The organism is Paenibacillus rhizoplanae, assembly GCF_042684125.1.
GTDB classification, from domain to species: domain Bacteria; phylum Bacillota; class Bacilli; order Paenibacillales; family Paenibacillaceae; genus Paenibacillus_AQ; species Paenibacillus_AQ rhizoplanae.
This window is the reverse complement of the sequence record NZ_JBHUKY010000031.1, coordinates 14,920-36,959: the sequence shown is the minus strand read 5'-3', so window position 1 is coordinate 36,959 and position 22,040 is coordinate 14,920. Positions and strand designations below refer to the sequence as shown.

Genomic DNA, 22,040 nt, shown 5'->3' with positions numbered 1-22,040 from the left:
CTGTCTAAAGAAAAAAGCGGTCAACTCAATTAGTTTTACACTAGCGTTCACTCCATTAAACTAACGGACAGATTAGTTCGAGGAACAACCCGATAAAATCGACAAAGGAAAGATGAATGATTTTGCTGAAGGATTAATTGCTCTTCCTGGTGGATCTGGGACACTAGAAGAAATATTTTAAAATCTGTGCGAGGGACCAGCTAAGGTTACATTAAAAGGCATGTGAATTGCTGAATAGCAATCAATATTTTGAGCCACTTGTAGCCATGTTTGATACTATGGAACGTTATCATCTTATACAATCCAAGTATCGTGCTATGGTCATAAAAAGTAATAGTCCATTTAATTAAAGGCAGCCAACCTATGACTGCCTTTTCATTGAACTTTAACAGAGAACGCTAATGGAATTATTATTCTTATACGCCTCATAGCTTGGGGGAACATAGAGGGGTATACCAAAGGACCGATCCTCACGTGTGAGCCGCTAGAGAGCTCAAAGATCACGTCTGTTTATATAGACCATTACGAAGGATTTCGCATCGGGGTTGAGCATCTTGTGGAAAGGGGATAGAAACGTATTGCTTGTACAATAGACACACGACACAGTGTTATCAGCAAGCGGAGAATTCAAGCTTACTATGATGGTGTTGAACAAGTATGATCTGACGGTAAATGGAAACTGGGTTCTTTATGGAGTTAATACAGTAGAGGATGGTATGCAAAGGCTTTCTGTGAGAATTGATGCGATCATCGCAACAATGATTTTGTCGCAAGTGAGAATATTTCAGCTGTCCATTCGAACCAATTAAATATCCCAGGCGATCTTGCGGTTGTAGGTTTTGAAGCCGATGAAAGCCAATCAGCGGATGCAATGCAGCTTACCAATATCATCAATCCGCTTAAAAAATAGGACAAAAGATGTTTCGAATTTTTCATGATAAGCGTAATTAAATTGAAATTGAGCTTTCCGATCTTTCGTTTGAACGTTGTGTCTGTAATTCGACATGAATCAAAGAAGGGTTGTCAGACATTAGTTAGATAACCATTTTTGATTTTATTAAAATTTAAAATAAATGTTGTTTACTGAAATTTAATTCGGAAATAGTAAGAGGTGAGAATGTGAACAGTCCCACTAAGCCATACTATACAGTTGACAAAACCATATATTTTACGGACAAGGTTGAAGCAGTCTCAATCCACACGTTTGATCAAGATGATACTGCTAAGGCAACATGTGAATTGCTAAATAGTGGTTATGATGCAGCCTATCAAGATGGTTTGAATGCTTCTTTAAGCGAACATCACAAAGAGTTACTCAATAAATTGCTCTTGCTAACAATAGAGAATTCTCGCCTGAAAAGATTAATAAAGACGGATAAATAAAATATCCGCCTAATGTAATCATTTATACACCTAGCATACTGATTCAACATAAAAACTAAACACTAACGCGATACCAACTGGCTTCGTGTTTTAATTTTTTTTATGAAAACCCAAATAATTTAATTGCTCCACAATACCTAATTTAAGCCGATTTACTTGAACTAATTCATATGCAAAAACAAGTAAATAATTTGATGTCAAATTAATAGTTTTTGTTAATTCGTCTTGATCTGATTGAATACTCAATAAATTAGTGCTTTCATCTTTATAGCTTGAAAACATGGAGCTTTCACCATGTACCAATTGGCTATTTAGTTTATAGTTTACGATATACTCTTGTTCTAAATAAAAATGATCAACATCTTTTTGTAGTCTTCCGGTCATATCAACCTGCCTAGCCCTTTGGTCCAACGAAGGATATTTAGCCCAATGATACTTATTCCCATGTTTATAAAATTTACTTTTGAAATCTTTGGCTTTATTTTGTAGCGACTCAACGGCATCAACAATCAAGTAGTCATTGAATAATTTCCCATTCTTGGATAGATGTTTTTTAAAATCGCTCCACTTATTATATATGGATTCATCAGTAATTGATTTATACTCCAACCAACCATCTCTTTCGTCTTGGGAGTTATTGATATCTTTGCAAAGCCACAAATAAGAAAAATCTATCAGGTTTTCTAATATTGACCTCACTAAAATAGAACTTGATACTCCAAATCCTCGTTTTACTAAATGATAGATGCTTTCTCCTAAGTGGTACTCGTTGGCTAGAAAATAACGGCTTATATAAATTAACTTGTCTGATTTATATTTTCTGTGAGAATCATTTATTTCCGCAATCATTAGGTCATAAATAAAAAGAATATAAATTAATCTCTTTATTGGAACTAAATTTTTGCTATTTAGAGCGTTGAGTTTATTTAACTCCTCAGTCCATGAATCCGAGAGACCTATAGGATATTTAATCAAATCATTATCCTCCTCTTACAATTGTATTGAATATCCACAAACCATTAAATCATGCCAAAGAAGAAACATATCTTTTTCTTAAAATAGAATAAATCAATTTTTAAAAGTCTTTCCGGCATTGGCACGGTAGAAGGATATAATTAGAATGATTGGAAGTCTTAATTGATTTTATGTAGAAAATTAACATTTGTCAAAGCATCATCTGTTATAATATCCCATACGTAGCTTGTCTTTAGATCTAACGGTATACGTTTTTAAAAGTGGACTCCTGTCAAGAAAGTAGACAGCAACTACATCGTTTTTCGCTTAAATGTGGCTGCAAACTGAACCGGAGAAACGTAACCCAGCACCCCGTGGATTCGTTTGCGGTTGTAGAAAAATTCAATGTACTGGTAGATGGCATCATAGGCCTGTTGCTTCGTTTTAAATCGATTCCAGTACACCAACTCTTTTTTAAGAGGCTGTGAAAAGATTTAATACAGGCGTTATCATAACAGTTCCCTTTGCGGCTTATGCTTGCGGTCATCTGGTACGTCTTTAGGCGTTTACGGTAGTCTGCAGAGGCGTACTCGGAGCCTCGATCCGAATGGTGAATAAGGCCCTTCCCGGGGAGTTTGGCCTGGTAGGCAGCGTCCAGGGCGCCTTGGACGAGGTCGGTGGTCATCCGGTTCTAATAAGCCGCTAATCGACAATCTCCCGGGTACACAGGTCCAGCACGCTCGCCAAGTACATCCGTTCTTCCCGGCAGGGAATGTAGGTGATATCCGCCACCTACGTCTGGTTCGGCTTTTTCGTGTGAAATTGCTGGTTTAACAGGTTGGGGGCAATGGGTAACGGATGGTTAGAGTCTGTGGTGCATACGCGAAATTTCTTTGCGACACAAGAGCGCAGACCCAGTTCTTTCATGTACTTGCCTACCGTGCGTTCACTGACCTGGTGCCCTTCACGCTCTAGGAGAACCTTGTATTTTGGGGCTGACATAGCGGCCTTGGGAGTCCTGAAAATGATAGGTAATCCGCTTCAGCAACAAGGCTTTGCGAGTGGCTTGAAGGCTGGGCGTTGCTGTTTTCCATTTGTAGTAACCGCTCCGGGACACCTGAAAGAAATTGCACATCTTCTCCACGCGGAACTCGGAGCGATGATCTTCAATAAACCGAAATCTCAGTTCTTTGGAATGCTGAAGATGTGTACGGCTTTTTTAGGATTGCCGTCTCCTCTGTCAGGTTTGCGAGCTCTTGCTCCTTCAGTTGACTTTCCAGCTCTCTGTATTTGTCTGGAGTAATGATGGGCTCATTCTCAAACTGTCGGTACTGTCCTAGCCATTTATGTAACGTTTTGGCGGGGACATCCAGCCTCCAGGGCTAGTTCCGCCACCGTTTTCGTCTGCTCCTGGATGTACTTTACGGTCTGTCCTTTGTATTCTTCATTGTATCTTCTCCGTGTTTCACTCATGGGGGCACCTCCTTGTTAAACTCATTATTTCTATTCTCTTAACGGGGATCCACGGTTAACACTAATAGCAATTTTACGCTGAATCACCTCTGCAGAAGCTCGGCACGGACATTACCTATTTGTTAATTGGAAGTGAGGTCTTGTTTCTTAAGCATTCTGGACCTGTACAACGGCGAAGTTGCGATAATTATAGCAGATAAGAAAAATATTACTTTGATTTTGGATGCGTTAAACCAACTTTCAGTAGGAGAAGATGCTATTACATAGCAACCAAGGCAGTGTATATACCTCCTTTGCCTACCAAGAGGCTGTTAAACGAAAAAGCATTACCATGAGCATGTCCCACAAGGGAAAGCCCGCTGATAATGCCCCATAAAATCGTTTCATTCTACGCTAATGTCTGAAATGTTCTATCTCGAAGGGGTAACCTGTACAAAAAATGCAATCGTTGTACTGACCGTTCAAGACACATTACCCATACACCGATTGAATACCGGCACTGATTGCAAAAACATGCAAGGCGTTTTGATCCCTGTCTCACTAACAGGGGCAGCCCTATATAGTCTTTTACCTGTGCGTAATCACTCCTGAACACTAAATGGTACTAAATAGTGTGCAGTTATTCGATCAGAGCGAAGATTTGAGCCATTTAATATTCGATTGCACTCGGCCTCTAAGGTGCTCATATCAAGCTGTGATTCACATAGCGAAGTTAAAAGCGAACGAGCATCTGAAATCATGGCAGCTAGCTTTTCGAAAGTAAGTGCATGAGATGCGCCAGCGACTGCTGAGCGTGTCGCTATGTTCTTAGGATGCACACTCACTCGAACATAATCATAACCTGGATATTTTGCTTCGAACCACTCTGCAGCTACAAGCAATTGACCATGTTGTTCTTTAGTCAATGCATTTTTTCCTTTTTTACGACTCTTAGCTTCTATAACGAGCCCGACTTTATCCGGTAACAACCACAGGACATCTGGGCCTTCACCCTGAATATCATACCGCTCCGAGCTAAGACCAATCATAATTGCGAATTCGGCAAGGGCCTTTTCAAAGCGATTTGCTGATGCATCTTGGTGTAAGTTTGACACCAACTCCTCGAATGATTGTAAATATCCTTGCCGGAGCCGATAGGTTCCTATTTGTTCTGCTATCGCTTTTGCTTGTGGGACAGAGACAGTCAGGGGGCGATAGGGAGGAAGCACTTTGGGTCTAATTAAATTTCGATTATTAGCAAATGCTTGACGTTGTAAGTCTTGTGATCTTTCTTTGTTCCCCCATTTATCTGCAATCCGTGCGGCTAGCTGCTCAAGCCATCCACGCATTTGAATATCTAGCGAATGATTTCCGGTAATGATAAATTGCTCAAGTTTGGCTATTGCTAGTTCGTGATAGCCGTCATGCCATAGATTGATTGATTTTCGTTCAACTGCGGCTTGCGTGATATAAAAATTATTTGTTTCCTCATCATCTACGAATTCGGCGAGAGTTTCAGCGTGGTATTCAGTCCAATCCTTGGCTCTATCAAAACTTTTTTCAATGGTTTTTGACAAATCTTGCAGATTTTCAACTTCTTTGCTCATCTCTATTCCCATATCAAGTTGAGCTTTTGTTGCGCTTGTAAGAAACCGGAAATTAGCTTCTTTAGCTACCCAGGCTGAAATGTCATTTCCTATCAACAAAACTACGCAGTGATCACCTGCACCTCGTGATCCTCTCCCAATCCCTTGCTCAATTCGCTGTGCGATCATGCGCGTTATTGTTGTGCCCCCATACAGTGTACTTGCCCTAAAGAGTTCATAATTTGAAGCACCAGAAGGTAAGCCATTCATAACAAGAACCCGACAGGAATCTCCGGGTAAATCGATACCATCGTACCTATTGGCAAAAACAATGGGTCCTGTAATTTCCCCATTTTGAAGTCGAGCAACTAATCGTTCGACTTCTTCTGAACCTTTTGCTACAGTAGCAATATCTGACCATTTCTTAGCCGCTTCATCAGATGAAACAAGTACTACTGTTCCTAATTTTTTGTTATTTGCTGTCCATTGGATCAGCTTTTCTACATGATCTCTCTTAAACTCAAACTTCATCAACTCAGGAATTAGAGCCATCCGCTCGCTAATTCCGGCTAATGATCGGGACTGTAAGGGATGATTGAGTGAGTCGGGATTAGCATCGAATGTACGAATAATTTCACTATCATCAGCAATAGTGGCAGACATATAAATTCTGCGAGGAGCTTCGTAGAATGTGGGGAATGCATTAACCAACGGTAGTATTGGTGTTATTGTAAAGGCATCTCTGCTAATAAGGGCATGACATAGGTGGAGCTGGTCTCTCAATAAGGGCCATACCATTGCGTATTTATCGGAGTCCGATCTTAATTGAGCTCTCACCGAATCTAGCTGTTCATTCCAAGCCCAGTAGGGAACTTCAAGAACTGAATAATCAGATCCTTCGATAATGTCTTCAAGAGTGCCGAGCTTATCAATCTCTTTAAAAGATTTTCGGAAAATATCAACCAGTGCCTCATAGCGGTCAAAATTGTTTTTAGCTGATACTTCAAGCGTGAAAGAATCACGAACAACCGAAAATGCAGCATGCGCATCGTCGAGAATAATGGCGGATACCTTTTGAGGGTTCACTTCACCACGGATACCAAACTTACTTCTTCCATTAAATAATGCTTTATATGTACCTACCATGATTGCATTCCCATTAATAAATTCGTCGTCCAATGGCTGTCCTCTTGTATATGGGACGGCGGAAATGCCATATGCTTCGGCTTTATCAAGAGTTTGCTGGACAAGTTGATTAGTTGGTGCTAGGTAAAGCACTGGCTCACCAGTTTCATTTATGGTTGATTGAGCCAATAGAAGACCAACTAAAGTTTTTCCACCTCCGGTATGCAACTTAAGGACGATGTCACGTTCTGCTCGACGATCAAACCACGCTTGGAGAATTTCCGTTTGACTGGTATACAGATCGTTGATTCCTAGAGGTTTAGGCAATCTGCGGAAAATCTCGGTTGGATTGATTGACTTTGGTTTAGCTTTTTGCGATTTAAGCTTTTTAAAATCTACCATAAAATCCCCTCGTTTCATGTAGTTACAATTTAAATGAGACATGAGATCGTTTACCTAATAATACCATGAATTAGCAGTGAATCCTCGCTTGCTGCATAGGCATAGATGAACAGATTTCAAACAATGTTGGAGCACAAAGAAGCTAACTGGAGATGTTGCAAATTAAAGAAACATCTCAAGTTAGCTTGTTTGGGGATTAGAATATAATTGTGAAAAAACACCTGAGTTATATAAATAGGTGTTTTTAACGTTTTTCGGAAAAAAATACAAAAACGAAATTATTGATCATTGCCATAATTAGCGTTAATCACCTAAAGGAGTAAGTCTTAAAGGGCGTCCATTGAAACTCCGAATTACGAAGCCATAAAGCCTTGTAGAACCTCTCTTTACAGTTCTGAAGTTCTAAGGCATCATTTGAATCGATAACTCAGAGGCAAGGGCTTTTGAGCCTGTAGCACCGCGAATATATTTCAAAGCGCCTGAACTTGACCAATCAATATTTTTGAGTTTTTTAACAGCCTTAGTGATACGCTTATAGTCGATATGCTTTTTCCCTTCAGTAACACAACTCGATAAGACTTCTGCACCGGCGATGCTTAAAGCATTAAGACATACAATGTGCGTAATTCTATACTCCTTATAGTCCATCCATTCAGCATTGAAATGATCCTTAACCGCATTAAAGTAAATTAACGAGAGCATAAGCTTGTCTTCTTTTGCAAGAGACTTAAGATTGGGGAGTTTAGTCAATAACTCAACGATCCTGTAGAGGTTCTGTAAGGTTATATGGCGATCAGATGTTCTTTTACCGGTAATGGATGAGTAGGAGTTAAATGGGCTATCGTTACGTAAGATTAATTCGGTGGAAATCCAACTTATCTCATCTGCCTCTCGTTGAAGGTACTTACTTAATGAACTACCAATCGGCTTTCCTTTTGTATTGATCGTATTAAAAAGTTGGATTTCTTCTTCTGCGTCAAGATAATGAAAAGCAATGAATGGAATGTTGATTTCAGAATTGGTTTCTTGAATATATAGTTTGATTCCTCCGAGTCTATGTTGTCCATCTATCAGTGATGCCTTCTTATTACAAAGAAGTCGACCAAAGGTAGGCCGATTTTTATCATAGGGTACAAATTCCCAATGGGATTCAGCGTTTAATAAAATTGGTGGGTAAAGAGATAATTCGCCTTTAGATAAGTAAGTTGCGAAATCAGCACATCTTTTCATATCAACAGGGCGTTGATATCCTTTTCCGGAAGGATGATCGTATGGTTTAACGTAATTGAGATTCAATGCGGTAGTTGCTAATATGCTACCAGAGTATGTGACCTTTCCGCGTTGTTTATATTGTACGATGTTTTCTATTACTAATTGATGCGGGAGATGTTGCATTAATCTTTTCCTCCTAATGTGATGTTGTATATTCATTTTAGGGTATTATAATGCCCATTATCAAATGGTAAATGGTAGTATTAATTACTTTAACTCGATATGTAGCTCACCTACTCTTTAATAGAGGAGGTAGTCATATGCAGAATTTAGTTAAGCATGTCTCCCAAAGGATACGCTATTTGCGAAAGTCAGCAAATTTAACTCAAGAGCAATTAAGCGAGCTTCTGGATATAGATAGGTCGTACATAGGTAAGATAGAACGTGGAGAAGTGAATGTTTCGCTTGATACTCTGGAAAGAATTGCAGTAGCATTAAAAGTAGATTCTTTTGAGTTTTTTGCCGGTCATAATAATAAACCCGATAATACAGACAAAAAGGATATCATTGAAAAGATAAATTTGTTAATGGATAGTCAAAATTCTGAAGAATTAAAATCAATATATGAAATGATTAGAATAGTCAGATCGTATAAGAACATACCGTAACTTCAATGTTTTTTCTTTAAGTTTTACTCGGAAGTGTAAAGAGAGTGGACATGTGATTATAATGTGGAATAGAGGGGCCTGCATAGAGATTCACACAAAAACGTTTTTGATTTATTTAAGTTCTTTCGTTTGTAGATTGAATATCTCTTCAGCTATTTTCAGATTTAAAAAGCGTACTGTGGAAAAGCCTCAGTACGCTTTTTATCTATACCAGGCTTGAAGACAAGCGCCTTCCAGTCAGATGTATAATTTATCTGATACTTTTGGTATATCCTGTTTTTGTAAATCAACGTATACTTAGATTGGGTTTATTCCTAATCTAATAAATAAAAGGATAACTATAGGAGAGAGAATGCATGAATAGAGATTTCTATTTTACCTATATTAATGAGAAAATTGAACTATTATCTCTGCGAATAAAGAGCAGCGGAAAACTGAATATTTTAAATCTTAATATTCATGCTGAATTTTTTTATAGAGATTTATGTTGTTTATTATTTGAACTGAATCTGGAAAACCAAAACACATTAGATCAAAATAGTGAGGCAATTGATCTTATTGACGATGTTAATAAAATTATTATTCAAGTTTCCTCAACTGATTCAAAGCAGAAAATCAATGATACACTTGCAAAAAATAAGATTCTTGATTACAAAAAACAAGGCTACAATTTAAAGTTTCTATTTTTTTCAGATGCTAAAAGACTAAAAACCCAAAAGTTTAATAACAAGTATGATATAAATTTTGACGCTTCAAGAGATATCATTGGGAAAGAAGATATTTTCTCGAAAATACTAATGTCACAGATCGATAAGCAGCATGCGGTATATCAATTTATTAAAGCTGAACTGGGGGATAAACCTGACGAAAACAAAATCTCCTCAAACTTAGCGGATTTAATAAATTTGCTCGCTGACGAGGATTTAAACAACCTCTCAGAAGAAAAACTTAAATTACACGAATTCAATATTGATCGCAAAATTGTGTTTAACCATTTACAAAAAGTACAAGGCATCATTAAGTTGTATAGTATATATTGTTTGAAAATAACCAGAATATATAGTGAATTTGACAAGCAGGGAAAAAATAAAAGCTTATCGGTGTTTAATAAACTTTCTCTATTTTATGCAGAAGAATCATTAAATGACGGAATAAATGAAAATCAAATTTTTTTAAAGATAATAAGTAAAACGGTTGAATATATACGTGAAAGCGAGAATTATAGAGTGCTGCCGGCTGAGGAGCTAGAACAATGTGTCTCAATTATTGTAGTGGACTCATTTTTGAGGTGTAATATTTTTGAAAACCCGGAGGGTTATGAGCATGTTATTGCCCAATGATATAAATCCGAATGAAAGTGTTTATTATAATGGCTCGATCATCTTAGAACAACTGAATAAAACAAATGGTATAGGTATTATTGAATTATACAAAATGGTTAAAAGCATTAATAATATGTCCTTATCTCTTTTTATTCTTTCGTTAGATTGGCTCTATTTATCAGACATTGCGGTTGTTAATGAGGATGGTGAAGTGAAATTATGTTCATAAAAAAGTTGATGATTAGCAATCAGAAAGGAATTATTCGCGATATTGAATTCCATAGAGGTCTCAATCTTATCGTTGATGAAACTATACATATCGTAGATATTGAAAAAAAGAATACGCCTAATATAGATAGGGAAACGGGAAACAGTGTTGGGAAAACAACGGTTTTAAAGCTCATTGACTTTTGTCTAGGTGCTGAACCTAAAATTATATATACGGATAAAGAAAATAACAAAGAAATTGCACTAGTAAAAGATTTCCTTGTGAATACTAAGGTTTTAATATCCTTAGTATTAAAAGAAGATTTGGATGATGCGGATTCCAAAGAAATTTTAATTGAACGTAATTTCTTAAATAGAAAATTGAAAGTGATGCGCATCAATGGAGAGAATTACGTAAAGAACAAGGGAAAAGATTTTGATGATGCGTTAGATACTTTAATTATTGGAGATAGAGAACATAAAAAGCCATCTTTAAGACAGATTATTGCTCATAGCATTAGATACACGGACGAGCGAATAAATAATACTCTTAAAGTTTTAACATTGTATACATCACTTGCTGAATATGAATTGTTGTTTTTATTTTTATTTGGGATAACGATTACAGATCGGTCAAAAATATTAAAAAGTATTAAAGCGGAGAAAGAATTTAAGAAAAGAATTGAGAAGAAACAAAGTAAGAATGAACTGGAATTATCAAATGAAATCATAAATGATAAGCTGTTAGAATTAGAGATGCGCAAAAAAACGCTAAATCTTAATTTCAATTATGATCGAGATCTTAATGAAATTAATACGATTAAATATGAGATCGGGAGTGTTAGTTCAAGAATTACTGAATTAAGCTTAAGAAAAAAGATCATCCTCGAAGCAGAAGCGGAACTTCGTACAACAAAATCGGATATCGACTTACAGCAGCTGAGAAGAATCTATAGTCAAGCCAGTGAGTATATCGCTAACTTACAAAAGACCTTTGAAGATCTAGTTGCGTATCATAATAATATGGTTATTGAAAAAATTAGATTCCTTACTCAAGATATTCCGGAAATTGACCAGCAAATATTAGCTTTAAGTGAGGAATTACGAAGACTTCTTGCAAGGGAAGAGCAGCTAGCCATTAAAATTGCTAATAGTGATACCTTTAGTGATTTAGAGGTCATTATAGCTGAACTTAACGAAAGTTATCATCGCAAAGGGGAAATCGAAAACTCATTAAAACAGATTGATGAAGTAAATCAGAAAATCAATTCATTAGAAGCCGATCTCGTTAATATAGATGTAGATGTGTTCTCTAATGAATTCCAGGAGAAAATAAAAAGTCAGTTGAAGAAATTCAATAAGTTTTTTTCAGAGGTTTCAACAGAACTATATGGGGAAAGTTATGGGGTAACGTTTGGCGTTAAAGAAGAACAGAAAACGGGAAAAAATATTTATACGTTTGACTCGTTTAACGCTAATAGCAGTTCTGGTAAAAAACAAGGTGAAATTTTGTGCTTTGATTTGGCATATATCTTGTTTGCCGACGAAGAGAACATCCCAGTGCTTCATTTTATTTTAAATGACAAAAAAGAACTGATGCATAGCAACCAATTAATAAAAGTTGCTGGCTTTGCTAAAAATAAAAATATTCAATTGATATTCTCCATTTTGGAGGATAAGCTTCCTTTAGAATTAAATAATATGGAGTATATTGTGTTACGACTTTCTCAATCAGATAAGCTTTTCAGAATTGAGACAACGAATTAACCTGGCAACGAAAATGAGCTTTTGTTCCTGAGCGGCCAACACATTGGGATGACCTTCGGCCTTATACTGTAATAAAGAAATCCTTGTATTTCACGGATCGAGTCGAAGAGTAAAGAGTATCAGCCATAAACCGATTAAATAATAATCCGGTTTATGGCTTTTTATTATTATTTTTTAAGAGCGTATGATCGGGTCAGAGATATTTGCTACTGCAAAAATTGAGTTGAAAGAATAGGATATTAGGAAGAGAATACGATTGAATCTCTCTATACGATGAAAGAGTGATTATTAAATGAAACAAATTCAAATATCAAATTATGTAATGTTTGCTCCATATAAATATACTTGGATCGAAGAAAATGGGACGAGACATGAATGTTGCTTAATTTCAATACAATGTAATCAAAAAATGATTAGATTAACCAATTATCAGAAGTACGTTGGTGCTGCTAACGGATCAAACCACGCTTATGATGTGGATAATGATTCTATAAGAAGAGTATGCAATTTTCTTACCTATGCCCTTTTCAAGCATTATGGCAGATATCATGCAAGGAGTATTACAGAGATACCTTTTCAGTCCGTCGTGGACTATTTGAATGAATATTCGAGAACGCCTAATTCTATGGGGGATTACCCAGGCAGACAATCGGTGGAGAAAGAGAGGTATGCTATTTGTCATTTCATGAAGAATTTAAAAGAAATAAGAAAAGATCATAATGAGCATTTTTATGTTAAAAAGATATTAATGGAATCCGTTAGTTCGAATAAATGGGGAGGCAGAAAGAGAAGTAGAGCAGTTTGGGAATATGAAATACCAGCAAGATATTTAGGGAACTCGAGTAAAGGTCTACTAAGGGACATTCCTCAAAAAGTAATACCCATCCTTATAAGAGCGGTAAAACAAAAAGAACCTGAGTTAGTTTTAGCGGTTTTGCTTCAACTTTGTGCAGGAATTAGAGAAGGTGAAGTGGTGAATGTGCGTAGGGCGAGCAGCATTTACCCTAACGGAGTCCGTTATGTTAAAGAAAATGGGGAATTTACAAGTTTTGAAGTGGATATATCCAAGGAATATGTTTTACGAAGCGACGGGAAGGAAACGGGGAAAATAAAAATTAAACGTAAACAATCTGTTTATCCGATTTTCCTTGATGTAATACAAGAGGCATATGAAAAACATTTAAAAATGATAAATGAAAAATACTTAGAGCCAGAAGCTCCGTTGTTTGTGAATGGTAGCATAAATACAACTACCGGAAAAAGAATGGCCATTTCTAAGCAGTCATACTGCAAAAAAATTGTAAGTATTATGCGAGAAATTGTACTTCCTGAGCTGCTTAGATCAGATGATACTGAACTAAGAGTGTTTGGGATGATGCTCAATGAGAGCAATTGGGGATTACATGCATTTAGACATTGGTTTACAGTACAACTCGTATTAAATGGAGAAGATATTAATAGTATTGCGTTCTGGCGCGGCGATGCATCTCTTGAGTCCGCCTTTATTTATCTGCAAAATAAAGGTGAGATAATGCGTCTTTATGAAAAAGCAAGTGAAGAAGTTGGAAATGATATTATAAATGCGATTAATAAGGAAGACCTCTATGGAATTTAAAATAATTGATGGAACTGAATATATATCAATAAATAGAGCGGCGGATTATTTTGATGTTGCCACACCGACCTTAAAACAGAACATGATGATGATGGGAATCAGTGTAATCAAACATAAGAAAGTGGACTACATGTGTAAAGACGATTTTGAAGAAGCTTACAGATTGGGAAAATCAATGGTCGGCCTGAAAGATATTATTACAGAGTGTATGAGCGAAAATGATGACATAACATTTGACTATCTTAGTAGAGTGGGACAGTCAAAGTACCAGGAACTCCATTCATTTTTTGCAGGTTTGAATTATTTCGGGATTAAAGTAAAGTACAGATTGATTTCGAAATCGTATAACCCAATCGTATTCTTTATTAATAGAGATGACAAAGAACAATTCAAAAGTAACATCGTCTTAAAATTAAAATTATACAATAAGACTAAAGAAGAGAAACTAAGGATTCTGTTAGAGGATGATTTTTTTAGTATCAACCGTAAAACAAAGACTGCATTGATTAAACTCGCTAAGGATAGTCCGGCAAATATGCAAAGCAGCATTAACGAATTAGCAAATTTTTTGAGATTAACCTGCAATAAAGAAATAAGCCAGTTTAACGATGATGAGATTACCACCTACATGGAGTTGGCAACAGATAATATTACCAAAAACGGGAATATTCAATTTACGAAACTTATATCGATTATTAAGGAAAATGAGGAATGCTCATTCTCTATTCATAACCAGTTCGATAAGCATGTAGGTGTAACTAAGAGAGAGAATCATGCTTACGAGGATTCTGTTTATTTAAAATTAGCATATATGGTTTTTAACGAGGAACATTGGATTGAAAACGACATGTTGTTAAAAGCTTCAAATAGTAAACCTATAGCAACAACGTGGTTATATCATGCAATGCATTATGGTTGCGCTTGGCGTAAATCGGATATTGTCCAAAACATTCCACATATTACATTAAACATCGAGCCGGAAGAAATCATTAGAAAGGTCAAAGAGCATGACTATAATGATACAACGTGGATTCCTTATGTTGATGAATTAGTGGTAAGAGTTGGGTTTGAAAATAAGAAGCCTAATAAAACAAAAAGGCACAATAATACACTGCATTTAAAGATGTACGTTCCTGAGGGGTTAAAACCAACAATTGGAATGCTTCTAGCATTATGTGAAGCGCATTCCGTATTGGAGAATAAGGGAAGCGCAATTTGCCGCCACCCTAATAATATAAAATACGCTATTGAATTGTTTGGGAACGAATATGATAGTTTATTTGCTGGGAGATTAATATCTAATCGAAGAGCGAATAAGGCATATATGGAAAGAATCATGGAAAGCGGTGATAAAAATAATAACAATGGGTATTTATTGGCGGCTTATGCCAGAAGTCATAAAGGAGGTTTAGGCACACTGCCTGAGGTAACCTCGAAATACCTTAAGGCGAAGATGGATGGGGATTCTGTAGACGACATTACAAAAATCCTTTTTGAGCGGGGCGTGTGTAGCTTTGTCCCTTATTTACTTTGCAGGGCATTGTATAATAATGAATTTGAAAAAAAACAAATAGATGAACAAACGGAAATTATACAAGAGCTTGGGATGATTCCTCATGATATTGAGTTGCTTCTACAAATAGACGAAAAAGTCGAGTTGAAGGCAAAGCAGACCATATCGGATATTATTATGTACTTAAATGATGAAAAAACAACTGAGTTTATTGAAAATGCACTAAAGGAAATTGCGGACGGTAAATGCGTGGGGAAAAATGAAGACGTCTATTGCATTAGAAAAGCTTTTGGAGAAGTATGTAATATGCCTAATCGAGAACATTGCATAGGTTGTGGGTCGGAAATGTATTTAAAAACGTTTTTGGACGATCTTCATAATGAGATTGTGAGTAATAGAATGAAATTTCAGGATGCGAAGACGAAAGGTGAAAAGTTAAAATGGAAATCGATTTTGGAGAATAAATTATATCCTGCAGCCTATGAAGTTTTAAAGTCAATGAAGTATATCTATAAACAAGATATAACAGAATACCAGAAACTTTTTGTGGGAGAGGGTTAGAAGCGTGTTAGCGTTAGTCGCTCGAAATAAAAATATTAACCGACATAAAGTGATTACAACAATGGGTGTTGAAGAAAGAAAAATCGCTTTGGAAAAATTCAAACACTATCAAAACGATGGAGTTATTCAAAGTGAATTTAAGGATGACGCATGGTTTTTATCAGATGAAAAAAGTTCGATTACCTTAGATTTTACTTTTGATCATGTATACGTAAAAAAGTACCTAAATCATTATTCTTCTGAGGAATTCAAAGAAATATTAAAATGCTACATTAGTCTTTGTATGGGGCAATACGTTATAAGTACTTTGCAGGAAATGTTGTATAACATTAAAGAACTGATATGCAATTCGGAATGCTTATCAAAAATTCCTACAAAACGTAATATACTATTTAAAACAGGAATTCAAGACTTTATTGAATTAATGCCTTTTACTACAGAGGATATTATCCTTGAGGAGGAAAGGTATAAATATGATTATATAAAGAGAAGAGATTTAGCCGAATATCAAAGTTATTTTTTGTTTGGAAAAATATTGGAAGAGTTCTGGAAGGGTAATGCGACGATTTTTGAAAAAATATATTTCTATCCGATTTATCTATGGTGGAATATCAGCATGATTCTTCCAGTGCGGGTTACGGAGTTCACCCTAATACCAAAAGAGTGCTTAGTTGTCAAAGATGGAGTGAATTATCTTAAAATTAGAAGATCAAGACTAAAAGGCAACAGAAGTGGAAATAAAAATGTTGCCTACAAAATAGATGAAGATTATAAGATTTATGAGTATGCTGTGTCCAATGAAATAGCAGAGATGATTTTCGACTACAAAAACCTGGTGAGGGATTATGAAGAATCAAACATAGATTCATTGTTCGTTAGTAAAATATATTTAAAAGTAAACTACTTATTTAAGAACCATGGCTTTCTTCATGTAAATCAATTAACTAGACTATTAGAAATTTTCTATTGTGATGTTATCGAGAAAGAACATAAATACAAAGTAATTTCAAAAGAAAAACTAAATGAAACAAGCTTTGCTGGCGAGGCATATAAATTAAAAAGGAATGAAATAGTAAAGGTATCATTAGGTGATTCGAGACATATAGCCATGCAAAACATGCTTCTTAACGGAGCTAGTATCCTTATGGCTAAAGAAATTACAGGTCATGAAAACGTAGATATGATCTTTCATTATTCTGGTAACATGAAAAACCTCATAAAATGTAAAGCATACAGTTTATTTGAGTTGTCAAAAAGAAATAAAATTATTGCGGAATCCCGGAGTGATAGCGACAAGGAATCAATAATACGCGGGGGGGAATTGGTAAACTTTGTTGAGGTGGATCAAGGGAATTGCTATTCACCATTATTTGCTCTAGGAAATATGAACGACTGCTATGCTGTTGCTGGCGATTGTGAGTTATGTAAGCATTATCAGGGCAGAAAGAATTCAAAAGAATTTATTAATAAACAGGAACAAAAAGTGGAAGAAAAGTTAATGAGGCTTAACAGGTGGATAGCTTCTGAAAAGCAATATAGGAAAACGGATGAATATATAGTGTTAAGAAGCCAATTACAAGCAACGGTTGAAAATTTACTGAATGCATACGTTGAAGAAATGGGGCAAGGGAAAGTGCATGGCCAATAAAATGGGAAGACCTAAAGCATATGCAACAGATGAAATAAAGAACATCATTGATACTTACTTAGCTTATACGGGTGGGACCATTTTATTAAATGCTTCTAAAATAGCTAAATATGCGAATGATGAGTTGAATATAGCTAGTTTCAAGTACTATGTAATTAACAGGGACCCGGAAGCGAAAAGTTATTTAGAGGAACTCAATGCGAGAATAACAGGACTTTCAACTAAAAAAATTCCAATAAGAAAATCTGTATTCACGCAAATTGATATACAAGGGTATCTTTCAATGAAGAAGAATGATTTGAAGGTTGCATTAAATAACCTTAATATTTTGCTGGAAGATATGTCAGACGCAAATACAGAGCTTATTAAAGAGAATATAAAATTTAAGACTCGGGTCCAGGAAAAAGATACAGAACTAAGAAGAATCAACGCAATCAATACAGAGAAACATACTGAATATCAAAAACTTATATATTCTTTTAAAGAAACAATAGATGAGCAAAGACAAGTGATCCAGGAATTAAGTATAAAAGTAAAGCAGCAAAACGATCTGACACATCTGTTATGGGATAAGGAAGCAGAAAAGATATTGAAGGAAAGTGGCGTTTTTGAAGATGATGGCGTTGAATTGAGTAAGGCTAGGGTGATTTCAGATGCGGATACTGACATTATGGAGGTAGTTAAGGGTACTCTTCCTAATGTTGAGGATGAAAAAATAAGTTATAAATTGATAAACAGGATTAAAAATTTATAGGAGTTAAATATGAAAAAAAAGTATATAGTACATGAATACCCGAAATTAGTTAAAGAATATGATAAAGAAAAAAATTCCATCCCTGTTGAAGAGATATACTCCGGTTATCTAGAGCCAATTTGGTGGAAATGCGAAAAAGGCCATGAATGGCAGTCTTTGGTTAGAAATAGAACTGTTCGTAATCATGGTTGCATCTACTGTAACGGTCAGGTGCCTATAGTTGGCGGAAACGATCTTAGAACTAAATACCCTCTGGTGGCAAAAGAATGGCACCCTACAAAAAATGGGGAATTGACACCACAGCAGTTGATGGCTGGGTCTGGTAAAAAAGTATGGTGGATGTGTAAAAAGGGCCATGAGTGGGAGGCTATTATTTACACGAGAACGTACGGGTGTGGTTGCCCATATTGTTCTGGACGCTCAGCGATTAGAGGCGAAAATGATTTTGAAACTTTACAAAAGGAACTAGCTTCTGAATGGCATCCCATAAAGAATGGGCAATTAAAACCTTGTGATTTTAAAGAAAAAAGTAACAAAAGGGTCTGGTGGCAATGTAAAGAAGGACACGAATGGACTGACCCAATATGTGAGAGAGTAATTTATAAAAAAAAATGTCCATTTTGTAGTAACGTTGCTGTAATTCCTAATCAGAATAGTTTCAAAGCATTAGAACCGAAAGCAGCAAGTTATTGGGATTATGAGAGAAATGGTGATTTAAGGCCGGATAGCCTTTTCCCACACAGCAACAAAGTGGTCAATTGGACATGTGGAAAGCATGAGTGGGAAGAAACGTTAGGTGCAATGACGAAACGAAAAGCATGTCCTTATTGTTCTAAGACAAGACTATCAGAAGAAGATTCTGCATTTAATAAGTATCCGGAACTTCTATCTGAATATGATCATGAAAAAAACGTCGGGATAAATATAAACTCTATTTCTGAAGGCTCCAACAAAATGCTCTGGTGGAAATGCAAAAAGGGACATCATTGGATTGCTCCAACAGAGCGAAGGGTAAAGGGCTCGGCATGTCCATATTGCACTGGTAAAAAATCGATTTATTCTATATGACAATTTAGGTGGAAAATATTCCAGATTACTAATTGAGAATTTTTAAAAAAAGTAAAAAAATAGATGACATATTTTATTTTGTTTTGTATAATAATAATACAGATCAGTTAGAAAACCCTGTATATACCTTTGAGTATGTATGGGGTTTTCTCGTTGTAAGGAGGATATAAATGGAGAAGCACTATACTACACTTCGTGGCAGATTAGATAAATTAAGAGAACGTGGGATGAGTATACCCAAAGATAAAGAAAAAGAACGAGGAGTCATTAAGCGTTATAATTATTATAATTTAGTGAATGCTTACAAAGACCCGTTTCTGACGGATAGAAATAACTATCCAGCGCATGCAGATCCTAACGAAGATTATTATTTACTCGGAACAACTCCGTCTCATTTAGAAGCTTTATATATATTCGATGAAAAATTAAGAAGGATATTTTTGGAGAGGATATTAGTAATAGAAGAGCATTTGAAAGATGTAATTGTACAATCCTTTTATGAGCATCATACTGATATGGGGAAGAAACAAAAAGCAGTAAATATCTTACATAGAGAAAGTGAATACCTAAGACGCAACTACTATGATTTAACGAATGTAAAGACATATGTGGTAACTGAAAAAAGTGGACATAAATATACAGTAATCGGGACTGATCCAGGAAGTGATAATACAAAGCGAGGTTACCCGAGACAATACTTAATAAATAAAGATGAAATATATCATTCCTTTATTGCTATACTGTATAAACAAATTGGTCAACAACGAAAAAAAAATAAATCGATTAGTTCGTACTTAGACAAACATACGTATCTACCGATGTGGATACTTACTAATATCATGACTTTCGGAAATGTAAGTAAACTATTTGAAATCTTAACTTCAGATGTTCAATTATTGGTTTTAGATAAGTTGAAATTAAATGGTGGTGTCTTATCGAACGACTTAAAGGTGTTAAATGCTTCAAGGGTAATACATATACTGGGTTTGTTTCGTAATTCGTGTGCTCATAATGAACGGTTTTATTGTAATAATGTTCACATTCCTATTGATGATGAGTTCATGGGATTTTTAAATAAATTCCCTCAAGCTGCAGAAATTAATAGGTTAAAAGGCGGAACGCGACATTTAGACACTAGAAAATTTACGAAAATTGAACGGTATAGACATAGTATCTATTCCTTAATGTTTTGTATATCGTTATTCTTAAATCAAACCGAATTAACCAAATTTAAAAATGATATTAAAAGGGAGTTGAAATCATTACAGGCTACACTACATGCTACTTCGTACCAAAAGGTCGAACGGTTAATGGGTTTAGATTTTGATTGGCATAATTATCTCATTAAATAGTGCATTTAAGATCAGAGTAAAACTGAAATGCGGGAGAAACCTATAGTGGAATACACAGCGGCGACTAAAGAATTAGCTTTTAAGTTCTTTATCGCCGCTGTTTTTTAAAAGTGTCGGTCTAATATTTCAGTCTTTGAACCATTCTTGTTCACAGTTCCCAGAAATTCCGGCTATAAAGACTGAACAAAATTCGGTTTAGAAAAACATTCGTATAACATGCCGAATTACGCCAAGAGAAGCAATCTGCTGATTCTTCAGGTGCAAAGGTATAAGGCAATTACTTCATTGAACTGGCATGGCCTCATTTCAATATATTATACTGGGAGGGTAGGCAAAGTTGGAGAAGAAAGTAGGAATTCACTTTGGCATTTCAGCGGATGAAAGACCTAGAGGATATCATGAAGGGATTGTCCTTACTTCAGTATTATGTCAGGTTCAGTTCGAATAAACTTGGATTGCATTCGATTAATAAATTATGTGAGCCTTTTTTTGCGGAACTTTTTAATCGTATGTATGGGTTTAAACTAAAGACCATAGAAAAAAAGAATTATCCAGCTATTGACCTTAAGGATAAGAAAAATCGATACGCTGTTCAGATTACATCAAATGGTTCTAAAGCAAAATTAGATCGCACTGTACGTGCATTTGAAGATAACAAGATGCACGATGATTACGACACCTTGCTGCACTTTATTATCGGAGAAAAGCGCTTTAATCCACCAGCTAAAAATCCTTACCCGTTTAAAAGAGGGGAGCACGACGGTTATTTTGCGGATGTGGAGGAAAAAAATTACCAAATCATCGTACAGGATATTAATGATTTAATTTTGGCTATTGATGCACTTGATGATGATGAACTTTCTGCAGCTCGAAATTATATCAATGGAGCCATTAATGTGTACATTGATTTAATTAAAAAACCGCTATACAATTTTGTCCCGGGTCTGGTATCTCCGTTCAATGCAGAATCTTACTTAGCATATTGTAAGTTTGAGGAGATTAATGACAAAATTAATGAATTAAGAGCACTTAAACAACTTGCTGACACACTAGCGAATTTGCCAAAACAAACACGTTTATTTTTATGGCATGCGACACAGGCTGTCGAAAAGAAAACCTCGTATAACGGGGTGGAATTCAATGCTGCTACTGTGTCGGGGAGATTAGAATTATCTTCAGAAGAATTTTTTACCGAGATTTCGCGTCTTGAGCATGCGGATCTTATCGATAAGGATGCCCGAGAAGGAGAAAATCGATTTGTCCTTCAATATTATGTGAACGGAGAAGAGATGCTTAAATATCTTCATAAATATTGCATTGCAAAGAACATCTCTTTTGAAGATCTCATTGGGAAAATAAGCTTCAATTTATTGAACTGAGCAACGTGAAGATGAATAGCATCTGATTTGAAGTCGCCTTTCCTTTATACTTAGTTGTTAAGGAGATAAATA

Annotated in this window: 19 protein-coding genes and 1 pseudogene; 14 read left to right on the top strand and 6 right to left on the bottom strand. The window is 35.8% G+C overall.

The window, feature by feature from the left end; genetic code table 11:
* Positions 1-112: 112 nt before the first annotated feature.
* Both ACFSX3_RS17655 and ACFSX3_RS17650 read left to right on the top strand, forming a co-directional pair.
* Positions 113-181 carry an LOG family protein gene (locus tag ACFSX3_RS17655; RefSeq protein WP_209989339.1) on the top strand — a complete coding sequence of 23 codons (69 nt, stop codon included), beginning with the start codon at positions 113-115 and terminating at the stop codon, positions 179-181.
* A gap of 938 nt (positions 182-1,119) precedes the next feature.
* Positions 1,120-1,383 carry a hypothetical protein gene (locus ACFSX3_RS17650; RefSeq protein WP_209988638.1) on the top strand — a complete coding sequence of 88 codons (264 nt, stop codon included), beginning with the start codon at positions 1,120-1,122 and terminating at the stop codon, positions 1,381-1,383.
* A 90-nt stretch (positions 1,384-1,473) separates the two neighbouring features.
* Here ACFSX3_RS17650 and ACFSX3_RS17645 read toward each other — a convergent pair whose 3' ends face one another.
* The 3 genes and pseudogenes from ACFSX3_RS17645 to ACFSX3_RS17635 form a co-directional block, all read right to left on the bottom strand.
* Positions 1,474-2,358 carry a DUF5677 domain-containing protein gene (locus tag ACFSX3_RS17645; protein WP_209988635.1) on the bottom strand — a complete coding sequence of 295 codons (885 nt, stop codon included), beginning with the start codon at positions 2,356-2,358 and terminating at the stop codon, positions 1,474-1,476.
* Positions 2,359-2,648: 290 nt separating this feature from the next.
* Complete coding sequence (locus ACFSX3_RS17640; protein WP_379258562.1) at positions 2,649-2,831, bottom strand: IS3 family transposase; 183 nt, start codon at positions 2,829-2,831, stop codon at positions 2,649-2,651.
* A gap of 32 nt (positions 2,832-2,863) precedes the next feature.
* Positions 2,864-3,022, bottom strand: a pseudogene (locus tag ACFSX3_RS17635) (DDE-type integrase/transposase/recombinase); the annotation flags it as partial.
* A 339-nt stretch (positions 3,023-3,361) separates the two neighbouring features.
* Between ACFSX3_RS17635 and ACFSX3_RS17630 the strand changes: the two are divergent.
* Entirely contained in the window at positions 3,362-3,640 is a 279-nt protein-coding gene (locus ACFSX3_RS17630; RefSeq protein ID WP_379254766.1) for a hypothetical protein, read from the top strand.
* Positions 3,641-3,681: 41 nt separating this feature from the next.
* Here the strand turns inward: ACFSX3_RS17630 and ACFSX3_RS17625 are convergent, their stop codons facing one another.
* The 3 genes from ACFSX3_RS17625 to ACFSX3_RS17615 all read right to left on the bottom strand — a co-directional run bounded on the left by ACFSX3_RS17625 (position 3,682) and on the right by ACFSX3_RS17615 (position 8,297).
* The gene (locus tag ACFSX3_RS17625) at positions 3,682-3,810 is read right to left on the bottom strand and encodes a hypothetical protein (RefSeq protein ID WP_379254768.1); all 129 of its coding nucleotides are present in this window, start codon (positions 3,808-3,810) and stop codon (positions 3,682-3,684) included.
* 581 nt (positions 3,811-4,391) lie between these two features.
* Positions 4,392-6,902 carry a DEAD/DEAH box helicase gene (locus ACFSX3_RS17620; RefSeq protein WP_209988629.1) on the bottom strand — a complete coding sequence of 837 codons (2,511 nt, stop codon included), beginning with the start codon at positions 6,900-6,902 and terminating at the stop codon, positions 4,392-4,394.
* Between the two features lie 402 nt (positions 6,903-7,304).
* Positions 7,305-8,297, bottom strand: a complete 993-nt coding sequence (locus ACFSX3_RS17615) for a DGQHR domain-containing protein (protein ID WP_209988626.1) — start codon at positions 8,295-8,297, stop codon at positions 7,305-7,307.
* A gap of 137 nt (positions 8,298-8,434) precedes the next feature.
* Here ACFSX3_RS17615 and ACFSX3_RS17610 point away from each other — a divergent pair, with 137 nt between their 5' ends.
* The 11 genes from ACFSX3_RS17610 to ACFSX3_RS17560 all read left to right on the top strand — a co-directional run bounded on the left by ACFSX3_RS17610 (position 8,435) and on the right by ACFSX3_RS17560 (position 21,968).
* The gene (locus ACFSX3_RS17610) at positions 8,435-8,782 is read left to right on the top strand and encodes a helix-turn-helix domain-containing protein (protein ID WP_209988623.1); all 348 of its coding nucleotides are present in this window, start codon (positions 8,435-8,437) and stop codon (positions 8,780-8,782) included.
* Positions 8,783-9,138: 356 nt separating this feature from the next.
* Positions 9,139-10,122: an ABC-three component system protein gene (locus ACFSX3_RS17605; RefSeq protein WP_209988620.1), complete on the top strand. Its 984-nt coding sequence runs from the start codon at positions 9,139-9,141 to the stop codon at positions 10,120-10,122.
* Positions 10,106-10,333 carry an ABC-three component system middle component 6 gene (locus ACFSX3_RS17600; RefSeq protein WP_209988617.1) on the top strand — a complete coding sequence of 76 codons (228 nt, stop codon included), beginning with the start codon at positions 10,106-10,108 and terminating at the stop codon, positions 10,331-10,333. The genes ACFSX3_RS17605 and ACFSX3_RS17600 overlap by 17 nt, the downstream gene beginning before the upstream one ends.
* Complete coding sequence (locus tag ACFSX3_RS17595) at positions 10,324-12,078, top strand: DUF2326 domain-containing protein (RefSeq protein WP_209988614.1); 1,755 nt, start codon at positions 10,324-10,326, stop codon at positions 12,076-12,078. Before ACFSX3_RS17600 ends, ACFSX3_RS17595 begins: the two co-directional genes overlap by 10 nt.
* A 292-nt stretch (positions 12,079-12,370) precedes the next feature.
* Positions 12,371-13,693: a site-specific integrase gene (locus ACFSX3_RS17590; protein ID WP_209988611.1), complete on the top strand. Its 1,323-nt coding sequence runs from the start codon at positions 12,371-12,373 to the stop codon at positions 13,691-13,693.
* Positions 13,683-15,767, top strand: a complete 2,085-nt coding sequence (locus tag ACFSX3_RS17585; RefSeq protein ID WP_209988608.1) for a hypothetical protein — start codon at positions 13,683-13,685, stop codon at positions 15,765-15,767. Before ACFSX3_RS17590 ends, ACFSX3_RS17585 begins: the two co-directional genes overlap by 11 nt.
* Positions 15,768-15,828: 61 nt before the next feature.
* Positions 15,829-17,415: a hypothetical protein gene (locus ACFSX3_RS17580; protein WP_209988605.1), complete on the top strand. Its 1,587-nt coding sequence runs from the start codon at positions 15,829-15,831 to the stop codon at positions 17,413-17,415.
* Positions 17,405-18,169: a hypothetical protein gene (locus ACFSX3_RS17575; protein ID WP_209988601.1), complete on the top strand. Its 765-nt coding sequence runs from the start codon at positions 17,405-17,407 to the stop codon at positions 18,167-18,169. The genes ACFSX3_RS17580 and ACFSX3_RS17575 overlap by 11 nt, the downstream gene beginning before the upstream one ends.
* A gap of 9 nt (positions 18,170-18,178) precedes the next feature.
* The gene (locus tag ACFSX3_RS17570; protein ID WP_209988596.1) at positions 18,179-19,237 is read left to right on the top strand and encodes a zinc-ribbon domain-containing protein; all 1,059 of its coding nucleotides are present in this window, start codon (positions 18,179-18,181) and stop codon (positions 19,235-19,237) included.
* Positions 19,238-19,407: 170 nt separating this feature from the next.
* On the top strand, positions 19,408-20,589 hold the full coding sequence (locus ACFSX3_RS17565) for an Abi family protein (RefSeq protein ID WP_209988594.1): 1,182 nt from the start codon (positions 19,408-19,410) through the stop codon (positions 20,587-20,589).
* A gap of 398 nt (positions 20,590-20,987) precedes the next feature.
* On the top strand, positions 20,988-21,968 hold the full coding sequence (locus ACFSX3_RS17560; RefSeq protein ID WP_379313084.1) for an SMEK domain-containing protein: 981 nt from the start codon (positions 20,988-20,990) through the stop codon (positions 21,966-21,968).
* The last annotated feature ends 72 nt before the right edge of the window (positions 21,969-22,040 follow it).

What these genes read in the sequence shown, in the direction of transcription:
- ACFSX3_RS17630 (WP_379254766.1), top strand. Translation starts at nt 3,362, where the DNA reads ATGATAGGTAATCCGCTTCAGCAACAAGGCTTTGCGAGTGGCTTGAAG.
- ACFSX3_RS17625 (WP_379254768.1), bottom strand. Translation starts at nt 3,810, where the DNA reads ATGAGTGAAACACGGAGAAGATACAATGAAGAATACAAAGGACAGACC.
- ACFSX3_RS17620 (WP_209988629.1), bottom strand. Translation starts at nt 6,902, where the DNA reads ATGGTAGATTTTAAAAAGCTTAAATCGCAAAAAGCTAAACCAAAGTCA.
- ACFSX3_RS17615 (WP_209988626.1), bottom strand. Translation starts at nt 8,297, where the DNA reads ATGCAACATCTCCCGCATCAATTAGTAATAGAAAACATCGTACAATAT.
- ACFSX3_RS17610 (WP_209988623.1), top strand. Translation starts at nt 8,435, where the DNA reads ATGCAGAATTTAGTTAAGCATGTCTCCCAAAGGATACGCTATTTGCGA.
- ACFSX3_RS17605 (WP_209988620.1), top strand. Translation starts at nt 9,139, where the DNA reads ATGAATAGAGATTTCTATTTTACCTATATTAATGAGAAAATTGAACTA.
- ACFSX3_RS17600 (WP_209988617.1), top strand. Translation starts at nt 10,106, where the DNA reads ATGTTATTGCCCAATGATATAAATCCGAATGAAAGTGTTTATTATAAT.
- ACFSX3_RS17595 (WP_209988614.1), top strand. Translation starts at nt 10,324, where the DNA reads ATGTTCATAAAAAAGTTGATGATTAGCAATCAGAAAGGAATTATTCGC.
- ACFSX3_RS17590 (WP_209988611.1), top strand. Translation starts at nt 12,371, where the DNA reads ATGAAACAAATTCAAATATCAAATTATGTAATGTTTGCTCCATATAAA.
- ACFSX3_RS17585 (WP_209988608.1), top strand. Translation starts at nt 13,683, where the DNA reads ATGGAATTTAAAATAATTGATGGAACTGAATATATATCAATAAATAGA.
- ACFSX3_RS17580 (WP_209988605.1), top strand. Translation starts at nt 15,829, where the DNA reads ATGGGTGTTGAAGAAAGAAAAATCGCTTTGGAAAAATTCAAACACTAT.
- ACFSX3_RS17575 (WP_209988601.1), top strand. Translation starts at nt 17,405, where the DNA reads ATGGCCAATAAAATGGGAAGACCTAAAGCATATGCAACAGATGAAATA.
- ACFSX3_RS17570 (WP_209988596.1), top strand. Translation starts at nt 18,179, where the DNA reads ATGAAAAAAAAGTATATAGTACATGAATACCCGAAATTAGTTAAAGAA.
- ACFSX3_RS17565 (WP_209988594.1), top strand. Translation starts at nt 19,408, where the DNA reads ATGGAGAAGCACTATACTACACTTCGTGGCAGATTAGATAAATTAAGA.
- ACFSX3_RS17560 (WP_379313084.1), top strand. Translation starts at nt 20,988, where the DNA reads ATGAAGGGATTGTCCTTACTTCAGTATTATGTCAGGTTCAGTTCGAAT.